Below are 24,787 nucleotides of genomic sequence, written 5' to 3'. Positions count from 1 at the left end.
TTTTATCTGTTTATATTCAATAACTTAAGATAGTTATAAGCATATAAAAAATATTCTTGCTCATTCGCTTAACTCCAGCTAGCGTTTAATCCTGACAGCGCTGACAGGAATACAACTTCCTTGGCCTGCTCCATATAAAACACTTAGAACCGGCACAAGCCGGTCTTGCCTGCGAGGAACTCGGAATGTCTCTGTTGATCCGTGGCGCCACTGTAATTACCCATGATGAAAGTTACCGCGCCGATGTCCTCTGCGCCGACGGTTTGATCAAAGCCATCGGTAACAATCTGGAAATTCCCGCAGGCTGCGAAGTGCTCGATGGCAGCGGCCAGTACCTGATGCCCGGCGGCATCGACCCCCATACCCACATGCAACTGCCCTTCATGGGCACAGTCGCCAGCGAGGACTTCTACAGCGGCACGGCCGCGGGCCTTGCCGGCGGCACCACCTCGATCATCGACTTCGTGATCCCCAACCCCCAGCAGTCCCTGCTCGAAGCTTTTCACCAGTGGCGCGGCTGGGCCGAGAAGTCCGCCGCCGACTACGGCTTTCATGTCGCCATCACCTGGTGGAGTGAGCAGGTCCGCGAGGAAATGGCCGAATTGGTCAGCCAGCACGGGGTCAACAGCTTCAAGCACTTCATGGCCTACAAGAACGCCATCATGGCGGCCGACGACACCCTGGTCGCCAGTTTCGAACGCTGCCTGGAACTCGGGGCCGTGCCCACCGTACATGCGGAAAACGGCGAACTGGTCTATCACCTGCAACGCAAGTTGATGGCCCAGGGCATGACCGGGCCGGAAGCACACCCGCTGTCGCGGCCGTCGCAGGTCGAGGGCGAGGCGGCAAGCCGGGCGATCCGCATCGCCGAAACCCTCGGCACGCCGCTGTACCTGGTGCACGTCTCGACCAAGGAAGCCCTGGACGAAATCACCTATGCCCGCAGCAAGGGGCAACCGGTCTACGGTGAGGTGCTGGCCGGGCACCTGCTGCTGGATGACAGCGTCTACCAGCACCCGGACTGGCACACCGCCGCCGGTTACGTGATGAGCCCGCCCTTCCGTCCCCGCGGCCACCAGGAGGCACTCTGGCACGGCCTGCAATCGGGCAACCTGCACACCACCGCCACCGATCACTGCTGTTTCTGCGCCGATCAGAAAGCCGCCGGTCGCGACGACTTCAGCAAGATTCCCAATGGCACGGCCGGCATCGAAGATCGCATGGCGGTGCTCTGGGATGAAGGGGTCAACAGCGGGCGCCTGTCGATGCTGGAATTCGTCGCGCTGACCTCCACCAACACCGCGAAGATCTTCAACCTCTACCCGCGCAAGGGCGCGATCCGCGTAGGCGCCGATGCCGACCTGGTGCTGTGGGATCCACAGGGCACTCGCACGATCTCGGCCAAGACCCATCACCAGCAAGTCGACTTCAACATCTTCGAAGGCAAGACCGTGCGCGGCATTCCCAGCCATACCATCAGCCAGGGCCGGCTGGTCTGGGCCGATGGCGACCTGCGGGCCGAACGGGGTGCCGGGCGCTACATCGAACGCCCAGCCTACCCGGCGGTGTTCGACCTGTTGAGCAAGCGCGCCGAACTGCGCAAGCCGGTGGCGGTGAAACGCTGAGATCCGGGCCCACACAGGCCATACAAAAACCAATGCCCGCCAGAGGCAAACCCTCAAATAACCGTGAGGCCTAGACCGTGATCAATTCCCTGAACCACTTGCCCCATCCCCTTGAGGATGGCGCCACCCTCGCCGGCCACTTCAGCGACCTGGCCCCGCCCCTCACTGCGCGCCAGGCCGAAGTCGAAGCCTCGCGCTGCCTGTATTGCTACGACGCGCCCTGCGTCAACGCCTGCCCCAGCGAGATCGACATTCCCTCCTTCATCCGTAACATCCACCAGGACAACGTCCAGGGCGCCGCGCAGAAAATCCTCTCGGCGAACATTCTCGGCGGCAGCTGTGCCCGGGTCTGTCCGACGGAAATCCTCTGCCAGCACGCCTGCGTGCGCAACAACGCCGAGGAATGCGCGCCGGTGTTGATCGGCCTACTGCAACGCTATGCCATCGACAACGCGCACTTTCGCGAGCATCCGTTCCAGCGCGCCGCCGCCACCGGCAAGCGCATTGCCGTGGTCGGCGCCGGCCCCGCCGGGTTGTCCTGCGCGCACCGCAGTGCCATGCACGGCCATGAAGTGGTGATCTTCGAAGCCCGGGAAAAAGCCGGTGGACTCAACGAATACGGGATCGCCAAGTACAAGCTGGTGGATGACTTCGCCCAGCACGAACTGGATTTCCTCCTGCAAATCGGTGGCATCGAAATCCGCCACGGGCACAAGCTCGGCGACAACCTGAGCCTCAGCGACCTGCACCAACAGTTCGACGCAGTGTTCCTCGGGCTCGGCCTGGCCGCCAGCAAACAACTGGGCCTGCCCCACGAAGACGCGCCGGGCCTGCTGGCCGCCACCGACTACATCCGCGAACTGCGCCAGAGCGATGACCTCAGCCAACTGCCCCTGGCCGAGCATTGCATCGTCCTCGGCGCTGGCAACACAGCCATCGACATGGCCGTGCAAATGGCTCGCCTGGGGGCCCGTGACGTCAACCTGGTGTACCGCCGGGGCCTGGAGGAGATGGGCGCGACCGACCACGAGCAAGACATCGCCAAGGCCAATCAGGTGCGGCTGATGACCTGGGCCCAACCCGAGGAAGTCTTGCTCGACGCCAAAGGCCAGGTGCGCGGCATGCGCTTCGCCCGCACCCGCCTGGATGAGGGGCGGTTGGTCAACACCGGCGAGACCTTCGAACTGGCCGCCGATGCGATCTTCAAGGCCATCGGCCAAAGCTTCGACGAGCACGCCCTGAGCGATCCGCTGGCCGGCCAACTGCAGCGCCAGGGCGGGCGAATCCAGGTGGACGAGCAGATGCGCACCAGCATTCCCGGGGTCTATGCCGGCGGCGATTGCACCAGCCTCGACCAGGACCTGACCGTGCAAGCGGTGCAGCACGGCAAGCTCGCCGCGCACGCCATGCATGCCCAACTCATGCTCAACGTGGAGGCTGCGTAATGGCCGATCTCTCGATTGTCTTCGCCGGCATCAAGGCCCCCAACCCGTTCTGGTTGGCCTCCGCACCGCCCACCGACAAGGCCTACAACGTGGTCCGGGCCTTCGAGGCCGGCTGGGGCGGCGTGGTCTGGAAAACCCTGGGCGAGGACCCGGCGGCGGTCAACGTCTCGTCCCGCTATTCCGCGCACTTTGGTGCCAACCGTGAAGTCATGGGCATCAACAACATCGAACTGATCACCGACCGCTCGCTGGAGATCAACCTGCGGGAAATCACCCAGGTCAAGAAAGACTGGCCGGATCGCGCCCTGATCGTCTCGCTGATGGTGCCCTGCGTCGAAGAGTCGTGGAAACACATCCTGCCGCTGGTGGAAGCCACCGGCGCCGACGGCATCGAGCTGAACTTCGGCTGCCCCCACGGCATGCCGGAGCGCGGCATGGGCGCGGCAGTGGGCCAGGTGCCGGAATACGTCGAGCAAGTCACCCGCTGGTGCAAGACCTATTGCTCGTTGCCGGTGATCGTCAAGCTCACGCCGAACATCACCGACATCCGCGTCGCCGCTCGTGCGGCCCATCGTGGCGGGGCCGATGCGGTGTCGCTGATCAATACCATCAACTCAATCACCAGCGTCGACCTCGACCGCATGGTCGCCCTGCCCATGGTTGGCACCCAGAGTACCCACGGCGGTTACTGCGGTTCGGCAGTCAAGCCGATTGCCTTGAACATGGTCGCCGAAATCGCCCGCGACCCGCAGACCCAGGGCCTACCGATCTGCGGTATCGGTGGCATCGGCAGTTGGCGCGACGCCGCCGAATTCCTGGCCCTGGGCAGCGGCGCAGTGCAAGTGTGCACCGCAGCGATGCTGCATGGTTTTCGGATCGTCGAGGACATGAAGGACGGCCTGTCGCGCTGGATGGACAGCCAAGGTTACGCCAGCGTGCAGGACTTCGCCGGGCGCGCGGTGGGCAACACCACCGACTGGAAGTACCTGGACATCAACTACCAAGTGATCGCCCGGATCGACCAGCAAGCCTGCATCGGTTGCGGACGCTGCCACATCGCCTGCGAAGACACCTCGCACCAGGCCGTGGCCAGCCTCAAGCAGGCCGACGGCAGCCACAAGTACCAGGTGATCGACGACGAATGCGTGGGCTGCAACCTGTGCCAGATCACCTGCCCGGTGCAGGACTGCATCGAGATGGTGGCGGTCGATAACGGCAAACCCTTCCTCGACTGGAACCACGATCCGAGGAACCCCTATCACGTTGCCGGGTGAGATCAGCGGGGGGTTATCGCCCCCGCGACCTAGCAGATCTGCTAGCTAGACAACACTGCAGAAACATCGGAGCCTCAGACAAACCCAACCAGCCACAGAGCCCCCTGCCCATGGCACCTTCATCATTGAAGATACTGTCCCGGTATCAATACGATCCACTGGACCGTCTCATGGGCGTGGGGCTTCTGGAGCGCGCGAGCACACGGCGCTTCTATCAGGAGAACTACCTGGCGACCGAGCTGGACGGCCAAGGGCAACGATCGATCATTCGCCATGCAGCTCAGCCGTTAGCGCAGCAACAAAGTATGGCCGGTGTCAGCGAAACAACGCTATTGGTAACCGATCAAGCCCACTCGCCGCTGCTGACCCTGACCGGCGCCCTCTTGCAACACCTTAGTTACACCGGCTACGGACACGCGCCGGTCGAGAGTGGATTGAGTGGTTTGCTGGGGTTCAATGGCGGGTGCCCGGATCGAATCACCGGGCACTATTTACTGGGAAAAGGCAAGCGCGCCTTTAATCCGGTATTGATGCGGTTCAATAGCCCGGATGAATTAAGCCCTTTCGAAGAAGGGGGACTTAATGCGTATGTTTATTGTGCCGGCGACCCTATCAACTATTACGATCCAACCGGCAATGCGCGGCTCAGTATATTAATTGCTCGCATGAACGCAAAGCGTGATTCGGTAATAGTACGCAACCCAATGTACAAGGTAAAAAAAACCACTACCACAACATCCAGCCCCAGCGTTCCACAGCAGATCACAACACCATCCGGACTTTTAACCCAACAACCAGGACCTAGCAATTCCAGCGTGATCGGCCAGCGCATTAACGTTCCTCATCCGCTTCCTGCCGCAACCGAAAAGTGGACAACCACACACTACACTGGAGGCGGCAGCAAGAATTTTAAATCAAAACTAAAAGATTACGTATATAAATACGACAACCACATAAAAAATCGCACACCAGACTTCACAACCACCCCCGACAATTACCAGCAATCCAGATGGAATGAACTAAACATAAAACGACAAAACTTTCCAAGAGGAAAAAGCAACCTAAGCTATCAGGCGACAACGCGCCAACTAGAAGACCTAGAGTCCAGAATAAAACAAACCAGCGTTATTAACTTTGAAACCCGGAACAACATCAGGTAATAACCCATCCGCACGTCGAAGGTTATGACACGCTACAACCACAACGTACCACTCAAGGCTCCAACCCAATCCCCCGCAAGATCACACTCGTCACCGTCTGCACCGCCCGCTCGAACTGCATGTCCGACAGCGGCTGGTGCTCGTTGAGAATGTTCACCTGGTGATCGAAGTCAGCGTAGTGCTGGGTCGAGGCCCAGATCATGTACAGCAGGCTGGAAGGCTCGACCGGGAGGATGCGTTGGTCGTCGACCCACTGGCGGATTTTGGCTTCTTTCATCTTGGCCCAGTCGTACAGGCTGGCGTCCAGCGCCTGGCCCAGGGTCGGTGCGCCGTGGATGATTTCATTGGCCCAGACTTTCGAGCCATAGGGTCGGCTGCGCGAATGGTTCATCTTGGCGCGAATGTAGCTGCTCAGGACCACCCGCGGATCGTCGAACATCTCGAAGCACAGCGCGTCCTGCTTCCACACTTCCAGCAAGTCGAAGAGCACCGCGCTGTAGAGTTCGGTCTTGGTGCTGAAGTAGTAATGCAGGTTGGAGCGTGGCAGTTGCACTTCCCTGGCGATGTCCGCCATCGCGGTGCTGCCAAAGCCTTTTTCGGCGAAGACTTTTTCCGCGGCCAGGAGGATTTTCTCGACGTTGCTGCGACGGATCTCGATCTTGTGATTGCCCATGGGGGCTCCCTGTCAGCGGCATTGTCCAAGACTAGCATTGGCGACACACGAAACGAAACGTGTACGCTGAGGGCCGCCAATGATTACCGCTCAACCCAGCAACTGGCTCAACACCGCGCGCAACTTGCCGGGCTTCACCGGTTTGTTCAGCAGCGGCGCATCGAGTTTCTGCAAGGATTGCCGGCATTGGTCAGTGCGGTCGGCGGTGATGATCACTGCCGGGATCACCTGCTGGAAATGCTCGCGCAAATGCCGCACCACCTCACAGCCCACTACCCCGTGGTCCAGGTGATAGTCCGCCAGAATCAACTCCGGAGCCTGGCCCATCAAGTTGCTCAGGGCCGAGCTTTCATCGGTGGCCGTGACCACTTCGCAGCCCCACTGCCCGAGCAACGCGCTCATGCTCTGCAGGATGCTCACTTCGTTGTCCAGCACCAGCAACCGTCGGCCCGGCAGCGGATTGCCGGTGCCCGCCTGGGGCACCGCGAGGCTGATGGGCAGAGGGATATCGTCGGAAATCGGCACATCGATGCTGAACATCGAACCGCGTCCTGGCAAGGAATGCACCTGGACCCGGTAATCGAGGATCTTGGCGATCCGCTCGACGATCGCCAGCCCAAGGCCGACGCCCTTGCGGTCGGCCGCGCGGCCGACATCCAGTTGATTGAATTCGAGGAAGATCGATTCCAGGCGATCTGCCGCAATCCCACGCCCGGTATCCCAGACCTCCAGGCGCAACAGTGCGCCCCGCCGGCGAGCGGCCAGCAGGATGCTGCCCTGCTCGGTGTAGCGGCAGGCGTTGCTGAGGAAGTTGCGCAGAATGCGGGTCATCAGTCGCAGGTCGGTACGGATCCCGAAGTCACCCATGCGCACCCGCAAATTCAGCCCGGCGGCTTCAGCCACCGACTGGAACTCCGAGACCAGCGGGCCGAGCAATTCGTCGAGCCGATACAGGGCGACGTCGGGTTTTACCGCTGCCTGATCCAGGCGCGAGATATCCAGCAAGTCAGTGAGCAAATCCTCGGCCCCTTCCAGGGCCTGGTGAGTGCGCTCCACCAACACCTGCTCGACCTCGGGCAGATGCCGCTCGCGCAGGGTCGAAACCAGCAGCCGCGCGGCGTTTAGCGGTTGCAGCAGGTCGTGACTGGCCGCGGCCAGGTACTTGTCCTTGCTGTGGTTGGCGGCCTGGGCGGCGTCCCGGGCATCACGCAGGGCTTGCTCGATCTGCTCGCGCTCGGCGATCTGCTGTTGCAGGTTGCGGTTGGCCTCGAGCAATTCGTCGGTGCGTGCGGTGACCCGTTGCTCCAGTTGGTCATTGAGCTGTTGCAGGCGCTCCTGGGCCAGTTTGCGTTCGGTAATGTCGGCGACAAACCCTTCCACCAAGCCCTCCTGATCGGGCTTGAGCAACAGGTTCATCAGCACGTCCAGTGCGCTGCCGTCCTTGCGCCGCAGCTGGGTTTCGTAGCCCAGCAGGCTGCGCTCGCGCTGCAGGATCTCGCGGATCTGCTCCAGCTCGCGGGCACCGCCGACAAACAGCGTGTCGGCCAGGTCCGTCAGGGAGAACAGGACATCCTGCGGGTCTGTGTAGCCGAGCATCCGCGCCAACGCCGGGTTGGCCGCACGCATGCCTTCCAGCAAGCTGGCCTGGAACACACCGTGCACGGCGTTTTCGAACAGCCACTTGTAGCGATTGCGCTCGGCTTCCAGCTCTTGCAGGCGCGCCGCCAGTTCCGGGTAATGACTCTTGCGGGCCGAGTGGTTGCCCAGCCCCAGCAGCCCGGCCAGCGCCTGTTGCTGCTGCTCAGAGGGCTTCGCCATAGACGACCTCGACATCCCGCTGACTGGACTCGCGCGGATTGGTGAGGATGCACGGGTCATCCATCGCGTGTTGCGAGAGAAACGGGATGTCCGCCGTACTGACCCCATGCAGGCCCAGGGTTTCGTGGAAACCGATGGCGTGCTTGAGCGCGATCAGGTGCTCCACCAGGCGCCCGCAGATCTGCCGGTGATTGAGGCCACGGCAGTCGATGCCAAAGGTCTCGGCGATCACCTTGAAGCGCTCCGGCGCCGAGCTGTAGTTGAACGCCACCACGTGCTCCACCAGCACCGCGTTGCACAGCCCGTGCGGCAGGTCGAGAAAGCCGCCGAGGCTGTGGGACATGGCATGCACCGCGCCGAGGATCGCATTGGAGAACGCCAGCCCGGCCTGCATGCTGCCGAGCATGATTTTTTCCCGCAGGGCGATATCCGCCGGGTTGGCGATCATCTGCACCAGGTTGCCGTTGATCAGCCGCATCGCTTCCAGGGCGTGGGGGTCGGTCAGCGGCCCGTGCCCGGTGGACACGAAGGCTTCGATGGCATGCACCAACGCGTCAATGCCAGTACAGGCCGACAGGAACGGGTCCATGCTCAGGGTGGTTTCCGGGTCGATCAGCGACACGTCAGGCACCACCGCCTTGCTGACGATGGAAAACTTCATGCGCTCCTGCTGGTTGGAAATGATTACGAACTGCGACACGTCCGCCGAGGTGCCGGCAGTGGTCGGGATCAGGATCAGCGGCGGGCTGGGGACACGAATGGTGTCCACGCCTTCGAACTCGAGAATGCTGCGGCCGTGGGCGACCACAATGCCAATGCCTTTGCCGCAGTCCATCGGGCTGCCGCCACCGACCGCGACAATCACGTCGCAGTGATTTTCCCGGTACAGCTCGGCGCCGAGCATGACTTCTTCGACCCGCGGATTGGGCGACACGTCGCTATAGAGGAAATAATCGATGCCCTGGGCCTGCAGGCTGGCCTCGACATCGGCCACCCAGCCGGCGGCAATCACCCCCGGGTCGCTGACCACCAGTACCTTGCGGGCACCGAAGGTCTTCGCATAGTTGCCGACGTTGTGCCGGCAACCGGCACCGAAGATGATTTCAGGGGAAACGAACTTACGCAGTTGGCTGAGACTCTGGCTCATTGGAAAGCCTGTTTTTTATTGTTTTGAAAGGTAACAGCCACACTAACCGATCCGGTGGTGAATGCAATCAGACCATTGGGTACCCCCAGAGCGAACCAGATCTGACTATCTATCCGCGATAAATCAACCGTGAAGCCTTTTCATTGCGTAGCGTCAGCGCCTCCATGCCCGGCCCGGGTGCCTCGGCTTCTTTCCGGGCCTTGAGGATCACCCCGTGGTGCGCCGACTTGCTGCACACCGGATCAGCGTTGGCGGCGTCGCCGGTGAGCATGAACGCCTGGCAACGACAGCCGCCCAGGTCCTTGTGCTTTTCATCGCAAGAGCGGCACGGCTCCTTCATCCAGGCATCACCGCGAAAGCGGTTGAAGCCGAACGAGTCATTCCAGATGTGCTCGATGCTGTGCTCGCGCACATTGGGGAACGCCACGGGCAACTGCCGGGCGCTGTGACACGGCAGCGCGGTGCCGTCGGGGGTGATATCGAGAAACAGGTTCGCCCAGCCGTTCATGCAGGTCTTGGGACGCTCCTCGTAGTAGTCCGGGGTGACGAAAATCAGTTTGCACGGATGGCCTTGCGCCTCAAGCCGCTTGCGGTACTCCTGGGTGATCGCCTCGGCGCGCTGCAACTGGTCGCGGGTCGGCAGCAGGCCCACCCGGTTGAGTTCGGCCCAGCCGTAGAACTGACAGGTGGCCAGCTCGACAAAGTCGGCCTCCAGCTCCAGGCACAGCTCGATGATCTGCTCGATGCGGTCGATGTTGTGCCGGTGCGTGACAAAATTCAGCACCATCGGGTAACCCTGGGCCTTGACTGCCCGGGCCATCGCCAGTTTTTGCGCGAAGGCCTTGCGCGAGCCGGCGAGCATGTTGTTCACCGCTTCGTCGGCCGCCTGGAAGCTGATCTGGATATGGTCCAGCCCGGCCACTTTGAAATCCCGCACTTTCTGTTCGGTCAGGCCAATGCCCGAGGTGATCAGGTTGGTGTAATAGCCCATGTCCCGAGCGGCCTTGATCAGCTCGGCGAGGTCCTGGCGCACCAGCGGTTCGCCACCGGAAAAGCCCAGTTGCGCGGCGCCCATGTCGCGGGCCTCGCGGAATACCCGAATCCACTCGGCGGTACTCAGTTCCTCGCCGTGCCGGGCAAAATCCAGCGGGTTGGAGCAATAGGGGCATTGCAACGGGCAGCGATAGGTCAGCTCCGCCAGCAACCACAGCGGTGGACCGGGTGGCGTTTCACTCAATCCAGAATTGCGCATGGGCTACCTCCAGGAACGCCAGGACATCCTCGTCGATCCCCGGCACCCCGGGGAAACTGGCGCTCAATTGAGTAATGATCGCCGCCACACTGCGTTGGCCGTCCACCAGGCTGAGGATCTGCCCGGCGCTGGTATTGAGCTTGATCATGCCCTCGGGGTACAGCAGCACGTGACAGTCCTGGCGCGGTTCCCATTGCAGGCGAAAACCACGGCGCAGCACGGGTGCCTGTTCGTGTTTGATCAGGTTCACAAGGCGATCCCCCGGTGCCAGACATTGGCGCTGGTCACCGTGTGGTACGGCGGGCGCTCCAGTTCGTAGGCCAGGCTCATGGCATCGAGCATGCTCCACAGCACATCGAGCTTGAATTGCAGGATGTCGAGCATGCGTTGCTGGCCGGCGGCGGTGACGTAATGCGCCAAGGTAATCTGCAGCCCATGCTCGACGTCGCGACGGGCCTGCCCCAGGCGCGTGCGGAAATACTGGTAGCCGGCCGGGTCGATCCAGGGGTAATGCTGGGGCCAGGCGTCCAGGCGCGACTGGTGGATCTGCGGGGCGAACAGCTCGGTCAGCGAACTGCTCGCTGCCTCCTGCCAGCAGGCGCGCCGGGCGAAATTGACGTAGGCATCCACGGCAAACCGCACCCCCGGCAGCACCAACTCCTGGGACAGCACTTGTTCGCGGGTCAGCCCGACGGCTTCGCCGAGGCGCAACCAGGCCTCGATCCCACCTTCGCTGCCCGGCGCGCCGTCGTGATCGAGCAAGCGTTGCAGCCACTGGCGCCGCACCTCGCGGTCTGGACAATTGGCCAGGATCGCTGCGTCCTTCAGCGGGATGTTCAACTGGTAGTAGAACCGATTGGCGACCCAGCCCTGGATCTGCTGGCGAGTGGCACGCCCGGCGTACATGGTTTGGTGGAACGGGTGATGGATGTGGTAATAGGCGCCCTTGGCACGTAGGGCGGCTTCGAATTCGCTGGGGGTCATTGGCTGGTCAATCATTGTGCTTCTCCTGGCGGTTCGGTGAGGTCTGACGGGCATCGCGGGCAAGCCCGCTCCCACAAGGGTCCGAGGCAGCCTGCTGGCGAAAGGCCCTACAGGTCGATGTGCATGCCGTCATAGGCCACTTCGATCCCGCGCCGCTCAAGCTCCGCCCGCTCGGCCGAGTCCGGGTCGAGGATCGGGTTGGTGTTGTTGATGTGGATCAACACCTTGCGCTGGCGTGGAAAGCCCTCCAGCACCTCAAGCATGCCCCCCGGGCCGCTTTGCGCCAGGTGCCCCATCTCGCGGCCCAGGCTCTGGCCGACTTCGCACAGGCGCATCTCGTCGTCGCGCCACAGCGTGCCATCGAGCAACAGGCAATCGGCGCGCTGCATCCAGCCCAGCAATTCGTCGTCGACCTGGCCCAGGCCCGGGGCATAGAACAACGACGCACCGCTGCGCCGGTCCTCGATGAACAGACCGATGGTGTCACCCGGCTGCGGGTTGCCACGATTCGGCGAATACGGTGGTGCGTTGCTGACCAACGGGATGGCCCGGAACTCAAGGTGTGCGCACGCAGCGATGCTGAACGGCGCGCGGTCCAGGCCGATGGGCGACCACTGCAGGCCGCCGTTCCAGTGGGCCAGCATGTCAAACAAGGGAAACCCGCTGCTCAGGTCCTGATGGACCCGTTCGGTGCACCACACGGTGTGCGGACAGCCTTCGCGCAGGCTCAACAGGCCGGTGCAGTGGTCGATCTGGCTGTCCATCAGGATGATTCCGTTAATCGCCGTATCCCGCAGCCGGCGCGCTGGTTGCAGCGCGGGGAAACTTTCCAGCTGCGCGCGAATGTCTGGCGAAGCGTTGCACAGCACCCAGTCCACAGCGTTGTCACTCAGGGCAATCGAGGACTGCGTACGCCGTTGCGCACGCAGGCTGCCCGCGCGCACGCCAGCGCACTGGCGGCAATTGCAGTTCCACTGCGGAAAACCGCCACCGGCGGCGGAACCGAGGACACGGATGTGCATGGGCATTGCTCCAGAAGGCAGGCCCGGCCAACGCTATGGCTGGCCGGGTGGACAATCAACGGTTGGCGAAATACATCGTCACTTCGAAGCCAATGCGCAGATCGGTAAACGCGGGTTTAGTCCACATGGGTCATTCCTCTTCTTGTGCCGGGCGATTCCGGTACAGGCATTAATGCACGGGGCTTGAGGTGACCGAATGCTACTTTCGAAGGAGTTGGCGGGGTGATTTGGTAGGGGGTGTTGCGCAATTTTTCAGTAACACCTTCAGACCTGTGGGAGCGGGCGCCCGCTTGCGGCTTGCCCGCGATAGCGGTCGTACAGTTCAACATTGATGTTGAATGTGCTGGCCCCATCGCGGGCAAGCCCGCTCCCACAGGTTTTGTGTCGTGTTTAAGGAATCAGAAGAACCCCAGCGGATTGATGTCGTAGCTCACCAGCAGGTTCTTGGTCTGCTGGTAGTGGTCAAGCATCATCTTGTGGTTTTCCCGGCCGACCCCGGACTTCTTGTAGCCACCGAACGCGGCATGGGCCGGGTACAGGTGGTAGCAGTTGGTCCACACGCGGCCAGCCTTGATCGCCCGGCCCATGCGGTAGGCGCGGTTGATGTCGCGGGTCCACAGGCCGGCACCGAGACCGAACTCACTGTCGTTGGCAATCGCCAGGGCCTCGGCTTCGTCCTTGAAGGTGGTGACACCGACTACCGGGCCGAAGATTTCCTCCTGGAACACGCGCATCTTGTTGTGACCCTTAAGCAGGGTCGGCTGGATGTAATAGCCGCTGGACAGGTCGCCCTCCAGACGCTCGGCCGCACCGCCAGCAAGCAGCTCGGCGCCCTCCTCCTGGGCAATCTGCAGGTACGAGAGGATCTTGTCGTATTGCTGCTCGGAAGCCTGGGCGCCGACCATGGTTTCGGTATCCAGCGGGTTGCCGCGCTTGATCTTGACGATCTTCTTCATCACCTCGGCCATGAACGGCTCGTAGATCGACTCCTGCACCAGCGCCCGGGACGGGCAGGTGCAGACTTCGCCCTGATTGAAGAACGCCAGCACCAGGCCTTCAGCGGCCTTCTCGATGAACGCAGGCTCGGCATTCATGATGTCTTCGAAGAAGATGTTCGGCGACTTGCCACCCAGCTCCACCGTGCTCGGAATAATGTTCTCGGCGGCGCAATGCATGATGTGCGCGCCCACCGGGGTCGAGCCGGTGAAGGCAATCTTGGCGATGCGCTTGCTGGTGGCCAGGGCTTCACCGGCTTCGCGACCAAAACCCTGGACGATGTTCAGCACGCCGGCGGGCAGCAGGTCGGCGATCAGTTCGGCGAAGACCATGATCGACAGCGGCGTCTGCTCGGCTGGCTTGAGCACGATGCAGTTGCCGGCCGCCAGCGCCGGGGCGAGTTTCCAGGCGGCCATCAGCAACGGGAAGTTCCAGGGGATGATCTGCCCGACCACGCCCAGGGGTTCGTGGAAGTGGTAGGCGGTGGTCAGTTCGTTGATTTCTGCGGCACCGCCTTCCTGGGCGCGGATGCAACCGGCGAAGTAGCGGAAGTGGTCGGCGGCCAGCGGCACGTCGGCGTTGAGCGTCTCGCGCACGGCCTTGCCGTTGTCCCAGGTTTCGGTGACCGCGAGGATTTCCAGGTTCTGCTCGATGCGGTCAGCAATTTTCAGCAGCACCAGGGAGCGATCCTGGGCCGAGGTCTTGCCCCAGGCATCTGCCGCTGCATGGGCGGCATCCAGGGCGCGGTCGATGTCGGCGGCGCTGGAGCGCGGGAACTCGGCGATCACCTCGCCGGTGACCGGCGAGGTGTTGGTGAAATACTGGCCATTGATCGGCGCAACAAATTCGCCGCCGATGAAATTGCCATAGCGCGGCTTGAAGGAAACAACAGCGCCTGGGGTACCGGGTTGTGCGTAGATCATGCTGGGCCTCTGTCTTGGTCAATGCCTGTCGGGCAAACAGGCGATGCACCGATAGTAGAGAGCCCCGCGTGCCAGACGTATGCGCCGTTGGCAGGGGGGGCTCTCGTTATTTGGTCGTAGATTTTGCACAGATCACTGTAGGAGCGAGCTTGCTCGCGATGAACCCGAGAACGCCACGGGGTATCAGGTTTCCAGCGTTATCGTTGACGACCATCGCGAGCAGGCCGCAAGCGGGCGCTCGCTCCTACAGGGGTTATGCGGTGGAGTCGGGATCAGTGCTTGGCCACCAGCTCCTTCGGCAACTTGAAGGTCCAGAGCATGCCGCCCTGGTTGAAGTCCTTGACCCGCTTGGCCACTTCGCCGCCCCACAGCGGTACGGCGCCGCCCCAGCCCGAGAGCACCGAGACGTATTGTTCGCCGTCCATTTCCCAGGTCACGGGTGAGCCCAGGACCCCGGAGCCGGTCTGGAACTCCCAGACTTTTTCCCCGGTCTTGGCGTTGAACGCCTGCAGGAAGCCTTCCGGCGTACCGGTGAACACCAGGTTGCCCTTGGTGGTGAGCACCCCACCCCACAGTGGCGCGAAGTTCTTGTGGCGCCAGACTTCCTTGCCGGTTTTCGGATCAATTGCCCGCAGCACGCCGATGTAGTCTTCGTTCAGCGGCTTGATGGTGAAGCCGGCCCCGAGGAATGCCGCGCCTTTTTTGTAGGCGATGCCTTCGTTCCAGATGTCCATGCCCCACTCGTTGGAGGGCACATAGAACAGCCCGGTGTCCTTGTTGTAGGCCATCGGCATCCAGTTCTTGGCCCCCAGGAACGCCGGCGCGACAAACACCGAGCTGCCCTTGGCCTCGCTGCCCGGAGCACCCGGTCGGCTGGCTTCGTTGTAGATTGGCCGGCCATTTTTATCCAGGCCGGTGGCCCAGGTGATCTTGTCGACAAACGGGAAGCCACGGATGAACTTGCCGTTGGTGCGGTCCAGCACGTAGAAGAAGCCGTTGCGGTCGGCGGTGGCAGCAGCCTTGATCTCTTTGCCGCCTTCGTTGTAGTTGAACGACACCAGTTCGTTCACCCCGTCATAGTCCCAACCATCGTGGGGCGTGCTCTGGAAGTGCCACTTGATGGTGCCGTCGTCCGGGTTGAGGGCCAGGCGCGACGAGGAGTAGAGGTTGTCGCCAGGACGCAGGTGCGAGTTCCACGGAGCCGGGTTGCCGGTGCCGAACAGCAGCAGGTTGGTTTCCGGGTCGTAGTAGCCGCCAAGCCACGGTGCGGCGCCACCGGTCTTCCACAGATCGCCCGGCCAGGTCTTGCCCGCTTCGCCACCGGAAATGCCGTTCTCGACCGCCTTGCCGTCCTTGTAGACGTAGCCCATGTGACCTTCGACCGTTGGCCGGCTCCACAGCAGTTCGCCGTTTTTCGGGTCGTAGGCTTCGATCTTGCCCACCACGCCGAACTCGCCACCGGCGACCCCGGTGATCAGCTTGCCGTTGATCACCAGGGGCGCAGCGCTGATGGAGTAGCCTTCCTTGTGGTCGGCGACTTTTTTGCTCCAGACCACTTTGCCGGTGTCCTTGTTCAAGGCCACCAGCTTGGCGTCGAGGGTGCCGAAGAACACCAGGTCGCCGTACAGCGCCACGCCGCGGTTGATCACGTCGCAGCAGGGACGGATGTCATCGGGCAGGCGCGCATCGTATTGCCAGAGCTTCTTGCCGGTGCGCGCGTCCACCGCAAACACCCGCGAGTAGGAGCCGGTCATGTACATCACGCCGTCCTTGATCATCGGCTGCGCTTGCTGGCCACGCTGTTTTTCGCCACCGAAGGAGAATGCCCAGACGGGGCGCAGGTCCTTGACGTTATTCACGTTGAGGGTGTCCAGCGGGCTGTAGCGCTGACCCTGGACGCCCAGACCGTTGGTGACGATCTGCTCCGGGTTTTTCGGGTCCTGGAGAATGTCCTGGTCGCTGACGGCGGCCAGGGCCGTGCCGGACAGCAGCATGGCGCTGAGCAGTGCACACAGGACGAAGGGTTGGCGACGTGCGGGTTGGGTCATGGCGGCTACCTCTGCGGTTTTTGTTATACCCGGGAAATTTTCCCGGTCTGGAGCAGATTCTTCAGCGCCACGACCCTGGCAACAATTGCCCGCAGTGTGGAGATTGTTAGTTCCTTGGTAGGGGGTCGAGCCCGACTCCCGTACCACGCGGTCCCGTAGCGCGGTGCGGTGATGCGTTGGGTGGGGTCGTGCAGGGTTACGGGGCGTTTGAGGCGGCGTCAATCCGCTGCATCTGCTCGCGCTCATAGCGCGGATACAAATGACTGACGCTGCGGATCAATTCATAGCGGCTCAGGTTGATGGCGGCGAAGCGCTCGGGGATCGGGCTGCGGATCATCTCGCCCATGTCGCTGCCGTTGGCGGCACCGTCACGCAGCAGTTGGTCGAGCCAGGCCAGGTAGTCGCGCATCTGCTCGAACGGACGCGCATCGCTGGCCACCGGGCCGTGACCGGGCACCACTTGCGTCCAGGGCAAACCCTGCAGCGTGGCAATGTCGGCCAGCCACACCGACAACCCCGGGCTGTTGGGCGTGGTCAGGGCTCGCTGATAAAACACCAGGTCACCGGCAAACAGCACGCCGGTTCGCTGGTCGAGAATAGCCAGATCTGCGCCGGTATGCCCACCCAGGCTCAGCAGTTGCAAATCGTGATTCCCAAAACTTTTCAGCCCCGGCGCCAGGGTCTGGGTTGGCAGCACCACTTCGGTGCCGCGCATCCAGTCGCCGACCATCCGGTACATGTTCTCGGCCATGGCGTCACCCTGCTGTTGCAGGAGCTCGGTGGTCCCGGGCAAGGCGCCAATGGGCACATCACTGAACGCCTGGTTGCCCAGCACGTGGTCAGGATGGTGATGGGTCAACAGCAGCTGGATCACCGGCTTGTCAGTGACCGTTGCGATCGCCTTGCGCAGGGCCTCGCCGTAGCGTTTGGAGGGCCCGCTGTCGATCACCACTACTCCTTGGCGGGTGACGATGAACGCGGTGTTGACGATATTGCCGCCGTTGGCCTTGGCAAAATTGTCGGTGCTGCCCTCCAGCAGCCAGGTGTCTTCGGCGATCTGTCGCGGGCTGAGCACATAGTCTAGATCCGCCAGGGCCGGCAGGCTCAGCGACAGGCACAACAACAGCATCCAGCGCATCAGGTACTCCTTGGGCTCAGGGCAGGGTTGCGGAAAATTGGTTGCCGCTGTTGTCACGCAGCAGCAGGCGCGTCTGCCCTGCCCCTTCGATATCGAAGGCCAGGCTGGGGTTTTCACTGACCGCAGGGAACAGCTCCAGGCGGGCCATGAGCTGGTCGTCCTGGTCACGCAGTTCAGCGTGGTTGAGGAAGAACTCCGGGACTCCGCCAACCATGCCGTTGTCCATCGGATGGGCCACCTGCAGGCGCAAGCGGCTGAAGCTGTCCCGCGGATAACGGCCACCGAGCACTTCGCCAATGTGTTCTTCCCAACCTGGCTGGCTGCGCACCACACTCGGCGCCGTGCAGCCGCCACCCGCGGCGTCGATCAGGGTCGAGCCAACGTGCCACAGGCCGTCCCGGGTCTGCACCGCCGCGCGCAGGGGCGTGGCCTGCTCGATACGGATACGGATCGCCAGCCACGGCAGCACCCCGCCGAGCGGTTCGAAGTCGACGATCTTCGGCAACGGATTCAACTCGGCCCAGGCGAGGATTCTCACCACCTCGCCCTTGAATGCCCGGGCGTCGATTTCCAGTGGCACCTGGCGCGCATCCTCGGCAAACGGTGGCGCCAGCAGCTTGACCCGCTCATCGAACACGAACGGCGCATCGCCGAGCATCTGCTTGTGATAGAAGGCCCACATCACCGACGGCACCGGATCCTTCCCTGGGTCGACCGGCGCGGCCACCGCCAACAACGGCAGCCAGCAGGCCAACAGACAACTCGCTCGCCAGTTCATCGCAGCTCCTATTGATACATCTCGGGCACGTCGTAGCGCAGGCCGTAATGGCTATACAGGGCTTGCACCGCACCCTCGCGGATCAAACCTTCCAGCGCCTCTTCGACGGCGTAGGCCAGTTGACGGTTGCTCTCGTGCACCGCCATGCCGATTTCCCAGCGTTGCTTGCCCATGTTCGGGTAGGCGTTCTCTGCCAGCGCCAACTGCGGGTCGGCGGCTTGGTGCAATTGCCAGTCGATCTCGCCGCGCATGGCCATGACCGCATCAACTTCTCCAGCCTGCATGGCGGCAAAGGCCTGCGGCACACCGGGATAGTGCCGGGTGTTTTTCGCCAGCATGCCGTTGAACACCGAGGTCAGGTAGAACGAGGGCACGCTGTCGACCTCGACCCCGATCGGCTGGTATTCGAACACCGCCACACTGGCCACCTTGTCCAGCCGCCGGCGGTCAAAAGCCACCTGCCACTGTTCGCTCTGGTACGGCCCGAACATCACCACATGGCCGTTTTCCAGCTCGCCCAGCTCGTTGCGTTTCTGCGCGAAGTCGCGGTCGTAGGGCACGCGCATCATCAGGTCGGCCAGTTGCTGGTTGTGCAACGCACTGGCACGCCAGATGTAATCGCGCAGATCGTCATCGAGCTTTTCCCCGGCCGGCGCCCAGATCAGTTGCAGCCGCACGCCCAAAGCCTTGGCCAATGCCTGGGCCAGCTCCACATCGACCCCACGGGGCTGCCCGGCTTCCTCGAAGCTGTAGGGGGCAAAGTCCTTGTACACCGCCACCTTCAACTCCCCGGCGGCGATCATCTCGTCATACGTCCGGACCTGGGCCTGCGCCGCTGGGCAGCACAGCAGCAGCGCACTGATCAACACCGCGAGCAGGCGCATGGGCTCACTCCTCGACGTGCACGCTATCGAGGTAGGTGCGTACCGCCCACAGGGCTTCCTGGCTCAGGTAGTCGGCCATCTTCGGCATGTACACCCGACCGTCACGCACGGCACCGTGGCGCACGCGCTCGACGAACCATTCGTCCCCGGCATCGCCGGCGTCGAGCATGCGCAGGTCGGGGGCAATCCCCCCGGACTTGGCTTCCAGGCCATGGCAGGCGGCGCAGTTCTGGTTGTAGGCCGATGAACCGATGGCCACGGCCTTGTCGTGTTCCGGCGAAGTGCGGTATGGGTTCACTGCAGCCCAGCCATCGCCATCCAGCGTCACGCCGGCATCCTTGATCGGGGTCAGGCCCTGGGTCTCGACGGCTTGTGGCACCACGTTGCCGTGGGCCCAGGCCGAACCTGCACTGATAAAGCCGGCCAGCAGTCCGGCAACGAGCAAGGCGTTGCGTTTTGTTGTCATTGTTATGCCCTCAGGATTGCACGCAAAACCTCTTGGCAGAGGCTATGGCAGCCATCTTAGAAAGGCCTTGGCACAAGCCCCATGCTGCTTTGGTGGCCGCGCTCTACTCCCTTGGTAGTAGGGCTTGTGACGCACACCCAATTCATAGCCCGACCGGGAAGTCTTCCCGGCCACAGCGGGATTTTTTCCGTAGGCGCCACCGACACGGCGCAGCACCCTGTGCAGGCCAAAACCTCCACTGGGAACTGCAACCATGACAATAAGATCGCTACCCGCCCTTTCCCCCCTGACCCTCGCCGTGCAGGCCTTCCTGCTGGTGGGCGGCCTGTCCCTGGGCACCACCGGGTACGCTGCCACTGCCCCGACCAGCGCCAAGGTGAGCTGGGAAGACATTGCCAACGACCACCTGACCACCAAGGACGTGCTGCAATACGGCATGGGCACCAACGCCCAGCGCTGGAGCCCGCTGGCCCAGGTCAACGACCAGAACGTGTTCAAGCTCACCCCGGCCTGGTCCTACTCCTTCGGCGATGAAAAACAGCGCGGCCAGGAATCCCAGGCCATCGTCAGCGACGGCGTGGTGTACGTCACCGGTTCCTACTCCCGGGTCTTTGCCCTCGACGCCAAGACCGGCAAGCGCCTGTGGACCTACAACCATCGCCTGCCGGACAACATTCGTCCGTGCTGCGACGTGGTCAATCGTGGCGCGGCGATTTTCGGCGACAAGATCTACTTCGGCACCCTCGACGCGCGGCTGATCGCCCTCGACAAGAACACCGGCAAAGTCGTATGGAACAAGAAGTTTGGCGACCACGCCGCCGGCTACACGATGACCGGCGCCCCGGTGCTGATCAAGGACAAAACCAGCGGCAAGGTGCTGCTGATCCACGGCAGCTCTGGCGATGAATTCGGCGTGGTCGGCCAACTGTTCGCCCGCGACCCGGACACCGGCGAAGAAGTCTGGATGCGGCCTTTCGTCGAAGGCCACATGGGCCGCCTGAACGGCAAGGACAGCACCCCCACCGGCGATGTCAAGGCACCGTCCTGGCCCAATGACCCGACTACCGAGACCGGCAAGGTCGAGGCCTGGAGCCATGGTGGCGGCGCCCCTTGGCAGAGCGCCAGTTTCGACCCGGAAAGCAACACCATCATCGTCGGCGCTGGCAACCCCGGGCCCTGGAACACCTGGGCGCGTACCTCCAAGGACGGCAACCCGCACGATTACGACAGCCTCTACACCTCAGGCCAGGTCGGGGTCGACCCGAGCACCGGCGAGGTCAAGTGGTTCTACCAGCACACCCCGAACGATGCCTGGGACTTCTCCGGCAACAACGAGCTGGTGCTGTTCGACTACAAGGACAAGGACGGCAAACTGGTCAAGGCCACCGGCCACGCCGACCGCAACGGCTTCTTCTACGTGGTCGACCGCAACAACGGCAAACTGCAGAACGCCTTCCCCTTCGTCGACAACATCACCTGGGCCAGCCACATCGACCTCAAGACCGGACGTCCGGTGGAGAACGAGGGCCAACGCCCGGCCAAGCCCCTGCCAGGGGAAACCAAGGGCAAGCCGGTGGAAGTCTCGCCGCCGTTCCTCGGCGGCAAGAACTGGAACCCCATGGCCTACAGCCAGGACACCGGGCTGTTCTACATCCCGGGCAACCAGTGGAAAGAGGAATACTGGACCGAAGAGGTCAACTACAAGAAGGGTTCGGCCTACCTGGGCATGGGGTTCCGCATCAAGCGCATGTACGACGATCACGTCGGTACCTTGCGCGCCATGAACCCGACCACCGGCAAAGTGGTCTGGGAGCACAAGGAGGCCTTGCCGCTGTGGGCCGGCGTGCTGGCGACCAAGGGCAACCTGGTGTTCACCGGCACCGGCGACGGGTTCTTCAAGGCCTTCGATGCGAAAACCGGCAAGGAGCTGTGGAAGTTCCAGACCGGCAGCGGCATCGTCTCGCCGCCGATCACCTGGGAACAGGATGGCGAGCAGTACATCGGCGTGACCGTCGGTTACGGCGGCGCGGTGCCGTTGTGGGGTGGCGACATGGCCGAGCTGACCAAACCCGTGGCCCAGGGTGGCTCGTTCTGGGTGTTCAAGATCCCGAGCTGGGATAACCCGACCGCCAAACGCTGATCCTCGCTACTGACACATACTTTGTAGGAGCGAGTGCCCGCTCGCTCCTACAGGGAAATCGGCACCTCCGAGAACCTTGCGATGAACTATCTACCTCTGCTGCTTCTCCTGAGCCTCACCGCCGCCCACGCCGACGACGGTGACGACACCCCGCTGATCATCAACGGCTGCACCATCGCCGACCACAGCCAATGCCCCGGCGCCAATCTGCGTGGCGCCAACCTGAGCAACCAGGACTTGCGCAACATGAACCTCAGCGGCGCCGACCTGCGCGATGCCGATCTGCGCCACGCCCGCCTCGACCTCGCCAACCTGGAAAAGGCCCAACTGCAAGGCGCCAACCTGACTCGCGCCAGCCTGCAACAAAGCAACCTGCGCCTGGCCGACTTCACTGGCGCGACACTGCTGGCGGTCCAGGGTTGGGGCCTGTTTGCCCAAGGCGCGCAATTCCAGGACGCCAACCTGGGCGGCGCCTACCTGCAATTCGCTCGCCTGTCCGGCGCCAAGCTGCACAACGCCAACCTGCGCGCCGCCGACCTGGAAATGACCTGGCTGAGCAAGGCCGACCTGCAGGGCGCCAACCTCAGCGACGCCAACCTGCAGGAAGCCAAGTTCGGCGAAAGCAACCTGGCCCAGGCCAACCTCAGCGGCTCGCGCCAGCATTACGGCAACTTTCAGGATGCGAACATGGAGGGGTGTGTCGGTTGCCCAACGACCTGGGATAAATGACTGGCTTTACGCAGGCTCTACGAACACCTGGCTCGTGCCCTCAGTGGGATTTTTCGATAGCGGCAGATTTTGCATACACCGACACAAGGAGCGAGCGCCCGCTTGCGGCTTGCTCTCGATGGCGGTGTGTCAGGCGACATCGATGTTGAATGCTCCGTCAGCTCGCCACCCGCACCACCCCCATATCAATCCCCAGGTGCACCAGTTCGGCATGAGAGCTGACCTGCAGCTTGCTCTTGAGCAAGGTCAGGTGATTGGAAACAGTCTTGCTGCTGATGCTCAACTGCTCGGCAATCAGCCGTGCCGGGGTGCCTTTGGCGAGCATCACGAAGATCTCCAGTTCACGCTGGGTCATGCTCTGCAGGCGCGGATCGCTGGCGTCCTGTTGCGGGTGGCACGCCAACTGGGTAGCCAGGGGCTGCTCGATATAGGCGTGACCGGCGAGAATCCGCCGCACCGCCTCGATCAACACCTCAGGCGCCGAGCTTTTGGTCAGGTAGCCCGACGCCCCGGCATCGAGGGCCTGGCGCACCAGCGGCAGTTCATCGTGCATGCTGAAAAACAGCACCCGCAGTTGCGGCAAACGCTGGCGCAGGCGGCGGGTGGTTTCCAGGCCACTGATGCCCGGCAGGCCAAAATCCATGATCACCAGGTTCGGCAGCGCCTCCTGGACCCGGCTCAACGCCTCCTCGCCGGTGGCCGCTTCGCGCACTTCGATCGCCGGCAACAACGCCCGCAACAGGCTGGCGTAGCCTTGGCGGACTACCGCGTGATCATCGACCAGCAAAATGTTCATGACACCTCCAAAGGCATGCTCAAGGCCAGCGCCCAACCGGCGCCGGGCTGACTGATGATGCGCAGTTCGCCGCCCAGGCAACGGGCCCGTTCGAACATTGAATACAGGCCGACACCCGGTTGCTGTGGTTGCTGCGCACCACGACCGTTATCGCGCACCAGCACCCGCAATCGTCCGCCGCAATGATGCAGGCGCACCCGCACCTGACTGGCGCCAGCATGACGGGCAATGTTGGTCAGGGCTTCTTGCAGCAGCCGATACAGATGGGTCTGGTGCGGTGCGGACAGCAGCGGCAGATCGGCGCTGACCCGCAACCGACAATCGATGCCCTGCCGGGTCTGCCACTGCTGCACCAGCAAGCCCACGGCCGCGCTCAACGGCAGGTGCTGCAGGACTACCGGATAGAGATCCTGGACCAGGGCGCGAAAGCCCTGCTGCAGGTGTTCGCAGTTGTGCTCCAACTCGCGCACTGTGCGCTCGATGGTCTGGGGCTGGTTCGCGACCAGGCGCAGCAGACAGGCCTGGGCGCGAATCCCCGCCAGGTACTGGCCAAGATCGTCGTGCAGGGTCTGGGCCAAATGGGTGCGTTCCTGCTCCTGCACGGCCAACAGGGTGCGGGTCAACCGGGCATTGTCGGCATGGGCCTGTTCCAGTGCCTCGGTCATGCGGTTGAATTGCTGGGCCAGTTGGCGCGCTTCCGCCAGGCCGGTACCGCGCAGACGGACCTTGAGCTGGCCGGCGCACACTTGCTGCAAGGCCCGCAACAACTCATCGAGCAGGCTCATGCCACGGCGTACCGCCCAGCGGATACTGACCAGGCTGACGAGCAACGCCAGGGCGCACAGGCCGAGCAGTTGCTGCACCGAGTCCCAGACTTCATCGAGTTCGTCCCGCGGGTCCAGGGCAATTTGTACCCGCCGGCCGTCGCGCAGATCAAGTAGCCGAGGGCTATGCAGGCGTTCGGCAAACAGCAGGCGGGCGAGCCAGGCATCCATTCCGGTCTGCACCGGAGCCTGTGCCGCCTCCCCCGGCTGCAACCAGCGTACCCGCACGTGACGCAGACCCTCCGTCAGCCGGGGCTGCAGGCTGACCGGGTCGCGCGCCGCGCTTTCGCTCAAATACTCGACCACCGCTTCTGCCGACTGCAGTTCCCGCTCGACATCTGCCAGCGCCTGATGCAGCAGCAAGCCCATGCACCCCAGGGTCACCAGGGCAAAAAAGCCGCAGACCCACAGGTTGATCCGCCACAGGGCCGACACCCCTAGCGCCCCGGTAGAGCGGGCATGACCCGCGCTGCGACCGGTTGCGGACCGTGCAGGCGGTCGACGCCGATCATGCTCAGGATCAGCAACAACGGCAGGAGCAGCGCCTTGAGAATTCGCATGATCAATCGCCTCCACTGAAATAGCCGTTATTGCCCATGCTAAAACCACGCCGCCTTGGCGCAGTTACTACCTTGGTACTGGCTGACTGGTACTTTCTGCATATT

The 24,787-nt window shown here is 62.8% G+C and carries 23 protein-coding genes; 6 read left to right on the top strand and 17 right to left on the bottom strand.

Annotated features, from left to right (window positions below):
• The first annotated feature begins 185 nt into the window (after positions 1-185).
• The 4 genes from hydA (at position 186) to QMK50_RS26845 (ending at position 5,504) form a co-directional block, all read left to right on the top strand.
• Positions 186-1,625 (top strand): dihydropyrimidinase, encoded by a 1,440-nt coding sequence (hydA, locus tag QMK50_RS26860; protein ID WP_320334460.1) that lies wholly within the window; start codon positions 186-188, stop codon positions 1,623-1,625.
• A 77-nt stretch (positions 1,626-1,702) separates the two neighbouring features.
• On the top strand, positions 1,703-3,070 hold the full coding sequence (locus QMK50_RS26855; protein ID WP_320334459.1) for an NAD(P)-dependent oxidoreductase: 1,368 nt from the start codon (positions 1,703-1,705) through the stop codon (positions 3,068-3,070).
• Positions 3,070-4,344 carry an NAD-dependent dihydropyrimidine dehydrogenase subunit PreA gene (gene preA, locus QMK50_RS26850; protein ID WP_095168849.1) on the top strand — a complete coding sequence of 425 codons (1,275 nt, stop codon included), beginning with the start codon at positions 3,070-3,072 and terminating at the stop codon, positions 4,342-4,344. Before QMK50_RS26855 ends, preA begins: the two co-directional genes overlap by 1 nt.
• Positions 4,345-4,454: 110 nt before the next feature.
• Positions 4,455-5,504 (top strand): RHS repeat-associated core domain-containing protein, encoded by a 1,050-nt coding sequence (locus QMK50_RS26845; RefSeq protein WP_320334458.1) that lies wholly within the window; start codon positions 4,455-4,457, stop codon positions 5,502-5,504.
• Positions 5,505-5,556: 52 nt separating this feature from the next.
• On the opposite strand, the gene QMK50_RS26840 is transcribed toward QMK50_RS26845, so the two are convergent.
• From QMK50_RS26840 to pedF, 14 genes are all read right to left on the bottom strand, one after another.
• The gene (locus tag QMK50_RS26840) at positions 5,557-6,177 is read right to left on the bottom strand and encodes a TetR/AcrR family transcriptional regulator (protein WP_159995763.1); all 621 of its coding nucleotides are present in this window, start codon (positions 6,175-6,177) and stop codon (positions 5,557-5,559) included.
• A 90-nt stretch (positions 6,178-6,267) separates the two neighbouring features.
• Positions 6,268-7,995 carry a NahK/ErcS family hybrid sensor histidine kinase/response regulator gene (locus QMK50_RS26835; RefSeq protein WP_095168853.1) on the bottom strand — a complete coding sequence of 576 codons (1,728 nt, stop codon included), beginning with the start codon at positions 7,993-7,995 and terminating at the stop codon, positions 6,268-6,270.
• Positions 7,979-9,142 carry an alcohol dehydrogenase-like regulatory protein ErcA gene (gene ercA, locus QMK50_RS26830; RefSeq protein ID WP_095168854.1) on the bottom strand — a complete coding sequence of 388 codons (1,164 nt, stop codon included), beginning with the start codon at positions 9,140-9,142 and terminating at the stop codon, positions 7,979-7,981. Before ercA ends, QMK50_RS26835 begins: the two co-directional genes overlap by 17 nt.
• Positions 9,143-9,251: 109 nt before the next feature.
• Positions 9,252-10,394, bottom strand: coding sequence for a pyrroloquinoline quinone biosynthesis protein PqqE (pqqE, locus tag QMK50_RS26825; RefSeq protein WP_320334457.1), 1,143 nt, complete (start codon positions 10,392-10,394; stop codon positions 9,252-9,254).
• Positions 10,372-10,644 (bottom strand): pyrroloquinoline quinone biosynthesis peptide chaperone PqqD, encoded by a 273-nt coding sequence (gene pqqD, locus QMK50_RS26820; RefSeq protein WP_095168856.1) that lies wholly within the window; start codon positions 10,642-10,644, stop codon positions 10,372-10,374. The genes pqqE and pqqD overlap by 23 nt, the downstream gene beginning before the upstream one ends.
• Positions 10,641-11,393: a pyrroloquinoline-quinone synthase PqqC gene (gene pqqC / locus QMK50_RS26815; RefSeq protein ID WP_095168857.1), complete on the bottom strand. Its 753-nt coding sequence runs from the start codon at positions 11,391-11,393 to the stop codon at positions 10,641-10,643. Before pqqC ends, pqqD begins: the two co-directional genes overlap by 4 nt.
• 92 nt (positions 11,394-11,485) lie before the next feature.
• Entirely contained in the window at positions 11,486-12,400 is a 915-nt protein-coding gene (pqqB, locus tag QMK50_RS26810) for a pyrroloquinoline quinone biosynthesis protein PqqB (protein ID WP_159995755.1), read from the bottom strand.
• 55 nt (positions 12,401-12,455) lie between these two features.
• Positions 12,456-12,527 carry a pyrroloquinoline quinone precursor peptide PqqA gene (gene pqqA, locus QMK50_RS26805; protein WP_003253598.1) on the bottom strand — a complete coding sequence of 24 codons (72 nt, stop codon included), beginning with the start codon at positions 12,525-12,527 and terminating at the stop codon, positions 12,456-12,458.
• A 271-nt stretch (positions 12,528-12,798) separates the two neighbouring features.
• On the bottom strand, positions 12,799-14,319 hold the full coding sequence (locus tag QMK50_RS26800) for an aldehyde dehydrogenase family protein (protein WP_320334456.1): 1,521 nt from the start codon (positions 14,317-14,319) through the stop codon (positions 12,799-12,801).
• Between the two features lie 272 nt (positions 14,320-14,591).
• The gene (locus QMK50_RS26790; protein WP_159995753.1) at positions 14,592-16,367 is read right to left on the bottom strand and encodes a PQQ-dependent methanol/ethanol family dehydrogenase; all 1,776 of its coding nucleotides are present in this window, start codon (positions 16,365-16,367) and stop codon (positions 14,592-14,594) included.
• A gap of 196 nt (positions 16,368-16,563) precedes the next feature.
• A complete protein-coding gene (locus tag QMK50_RS26785; protein WP_320334455.1) occupies positions 16,564-17,505 on the bottom strand; it encodes a quinoprotein relay system zinc metallohydrolase 1 in 942 nt (313 codons plus the stop codon).
• 16 nt (positions 17,506-17,521) lie between these two features.
• Positions 17,522-18,283 carry a quinoprotein dehydrogenase-associated SoxYZ-like carrier gene (locus QMK50_RS26780; protein WP_320334454.1) on the bottom strand — a complete coding sequence of 254 codons (762 nt, stop codon included), beginning with the start codon at positions 18,281-18,283 and terminating at the stop codon, positions 17,522-17,524.
• Between the two features lie 8 nt (positions 18,284-18,291).
• Positions 18,292-19,167 carry a substrate-binding periplasmic protein gene (locus QMK50_RS26775; RefSeq protein WP_159995749.1) on the bottom strand — a complete coding sequence of 292 codons (876 nt, stop codon included), beginning with the start codon at positions 19,165-19,167 and terminating at the stop codon, positions 18,292-18,294.
• A gap of 4 nt (positions 19,168-19,171) precedes the next feature.
• Positions 19,172-19,633, bottom strand: a complete 462-nt coding sequence (gene pedF / locus QMK50_RS26770; protein WP_095168864.1) for a cytochrome c-550 PedF — start codon at positions 19,631-19,633, stop codon at positions 19,172-19,174.
• Between the two features lie 253 nt (positions 19,634-19,886).
• Here pedF and exaA point away from each other — a divergent pair, with 253 nt between their 5' ends.
• Both exaA and QMK50_RS26760 read left to right on the top strand, forming a co-directional pair.
• Complete coding sequence (gene exaA, locus QMK50_RS26765) at positions 19,887-21,773, top strand: quinoprotein ethanol dehydrogenase (protein WP_320334453.1); 1,887 nt, start codon at positions 19,887-19,889, stop codon at positions 21,771-21,773.
• 81 nt (positions 21,774-21,854) lie between these two features.
• Positions 21,855-22,502 carry a pentapeptide repeat-containing protein gene (locus tag QMK50_RS26760; protein ID WP_320334452.1) on the top strand — a complete coding sequence of 216 codons (648 nt, stop codon included), beginning with the start codon at positions 21,855-21,857 and terminating at the stop codon, positions 22,500-22,502.
• Positions 22,503-22,659: 157 nt separating this feature from the next.
• On the opposite strand, the gene QMK50_RS26755 is transcribed toward QMK50_RS26760, so the two are convergent.
• From QMK50_RS26755 to QMK50_RS26745, 3 genes are read right to left on the bottom strand one after another with little or no spacing between them, the layout of a single operon-like run.
• On the bottom strand, positions 22,660-23,298 hold the full coding sequence (locus tag QMK50_RS26755; protein ID WP_159995743.1) for a response regulator transcription factor: 639 nt from the start codon (positions 23,296-23,298) through the stop codon (positions 22,660-22,662).
• On the bottom strand, positions 23,295-24,557 hold the full coding sequence (locus QMK50_RS26750) for a sensor histidine kinase (protein ID WP_320334451.1): 1,263 nt from the start codon (positions 24,555-24,557) through the stop codon (positions 23,295-23,297). Before QMK50_RS26750 ends, QMK50_RS26755 begins: the two co-directional genes overlap by 4 nt.
• A gap of 2 nt (positions 24,558-24,559) precedes the next feature.
• Entirely contained in the window at positions 24,560-24,682 is a 123-nt protein-coding gene (locus QMK50_RS26745) for a hypothetical protein (protein WP_256585469.1), read from the bottom strand.
• Between the last annotated feature and the right edge of the window lie 105 nt (positions 24,683-24,787).

The sequence above is a fragment of the Pseudomonas sp. P5_152 genome (assembly GCF_033989915.1).
Lineage (GTDB): Bacteria > Pseudomonadota > Gammaproteobacteria > Pseudomonadales > Pseudomonadaceae > Aquipseudomonas.
This window is presented reverse-complemented; position numbering and strand designations above follow the sequence as displayed.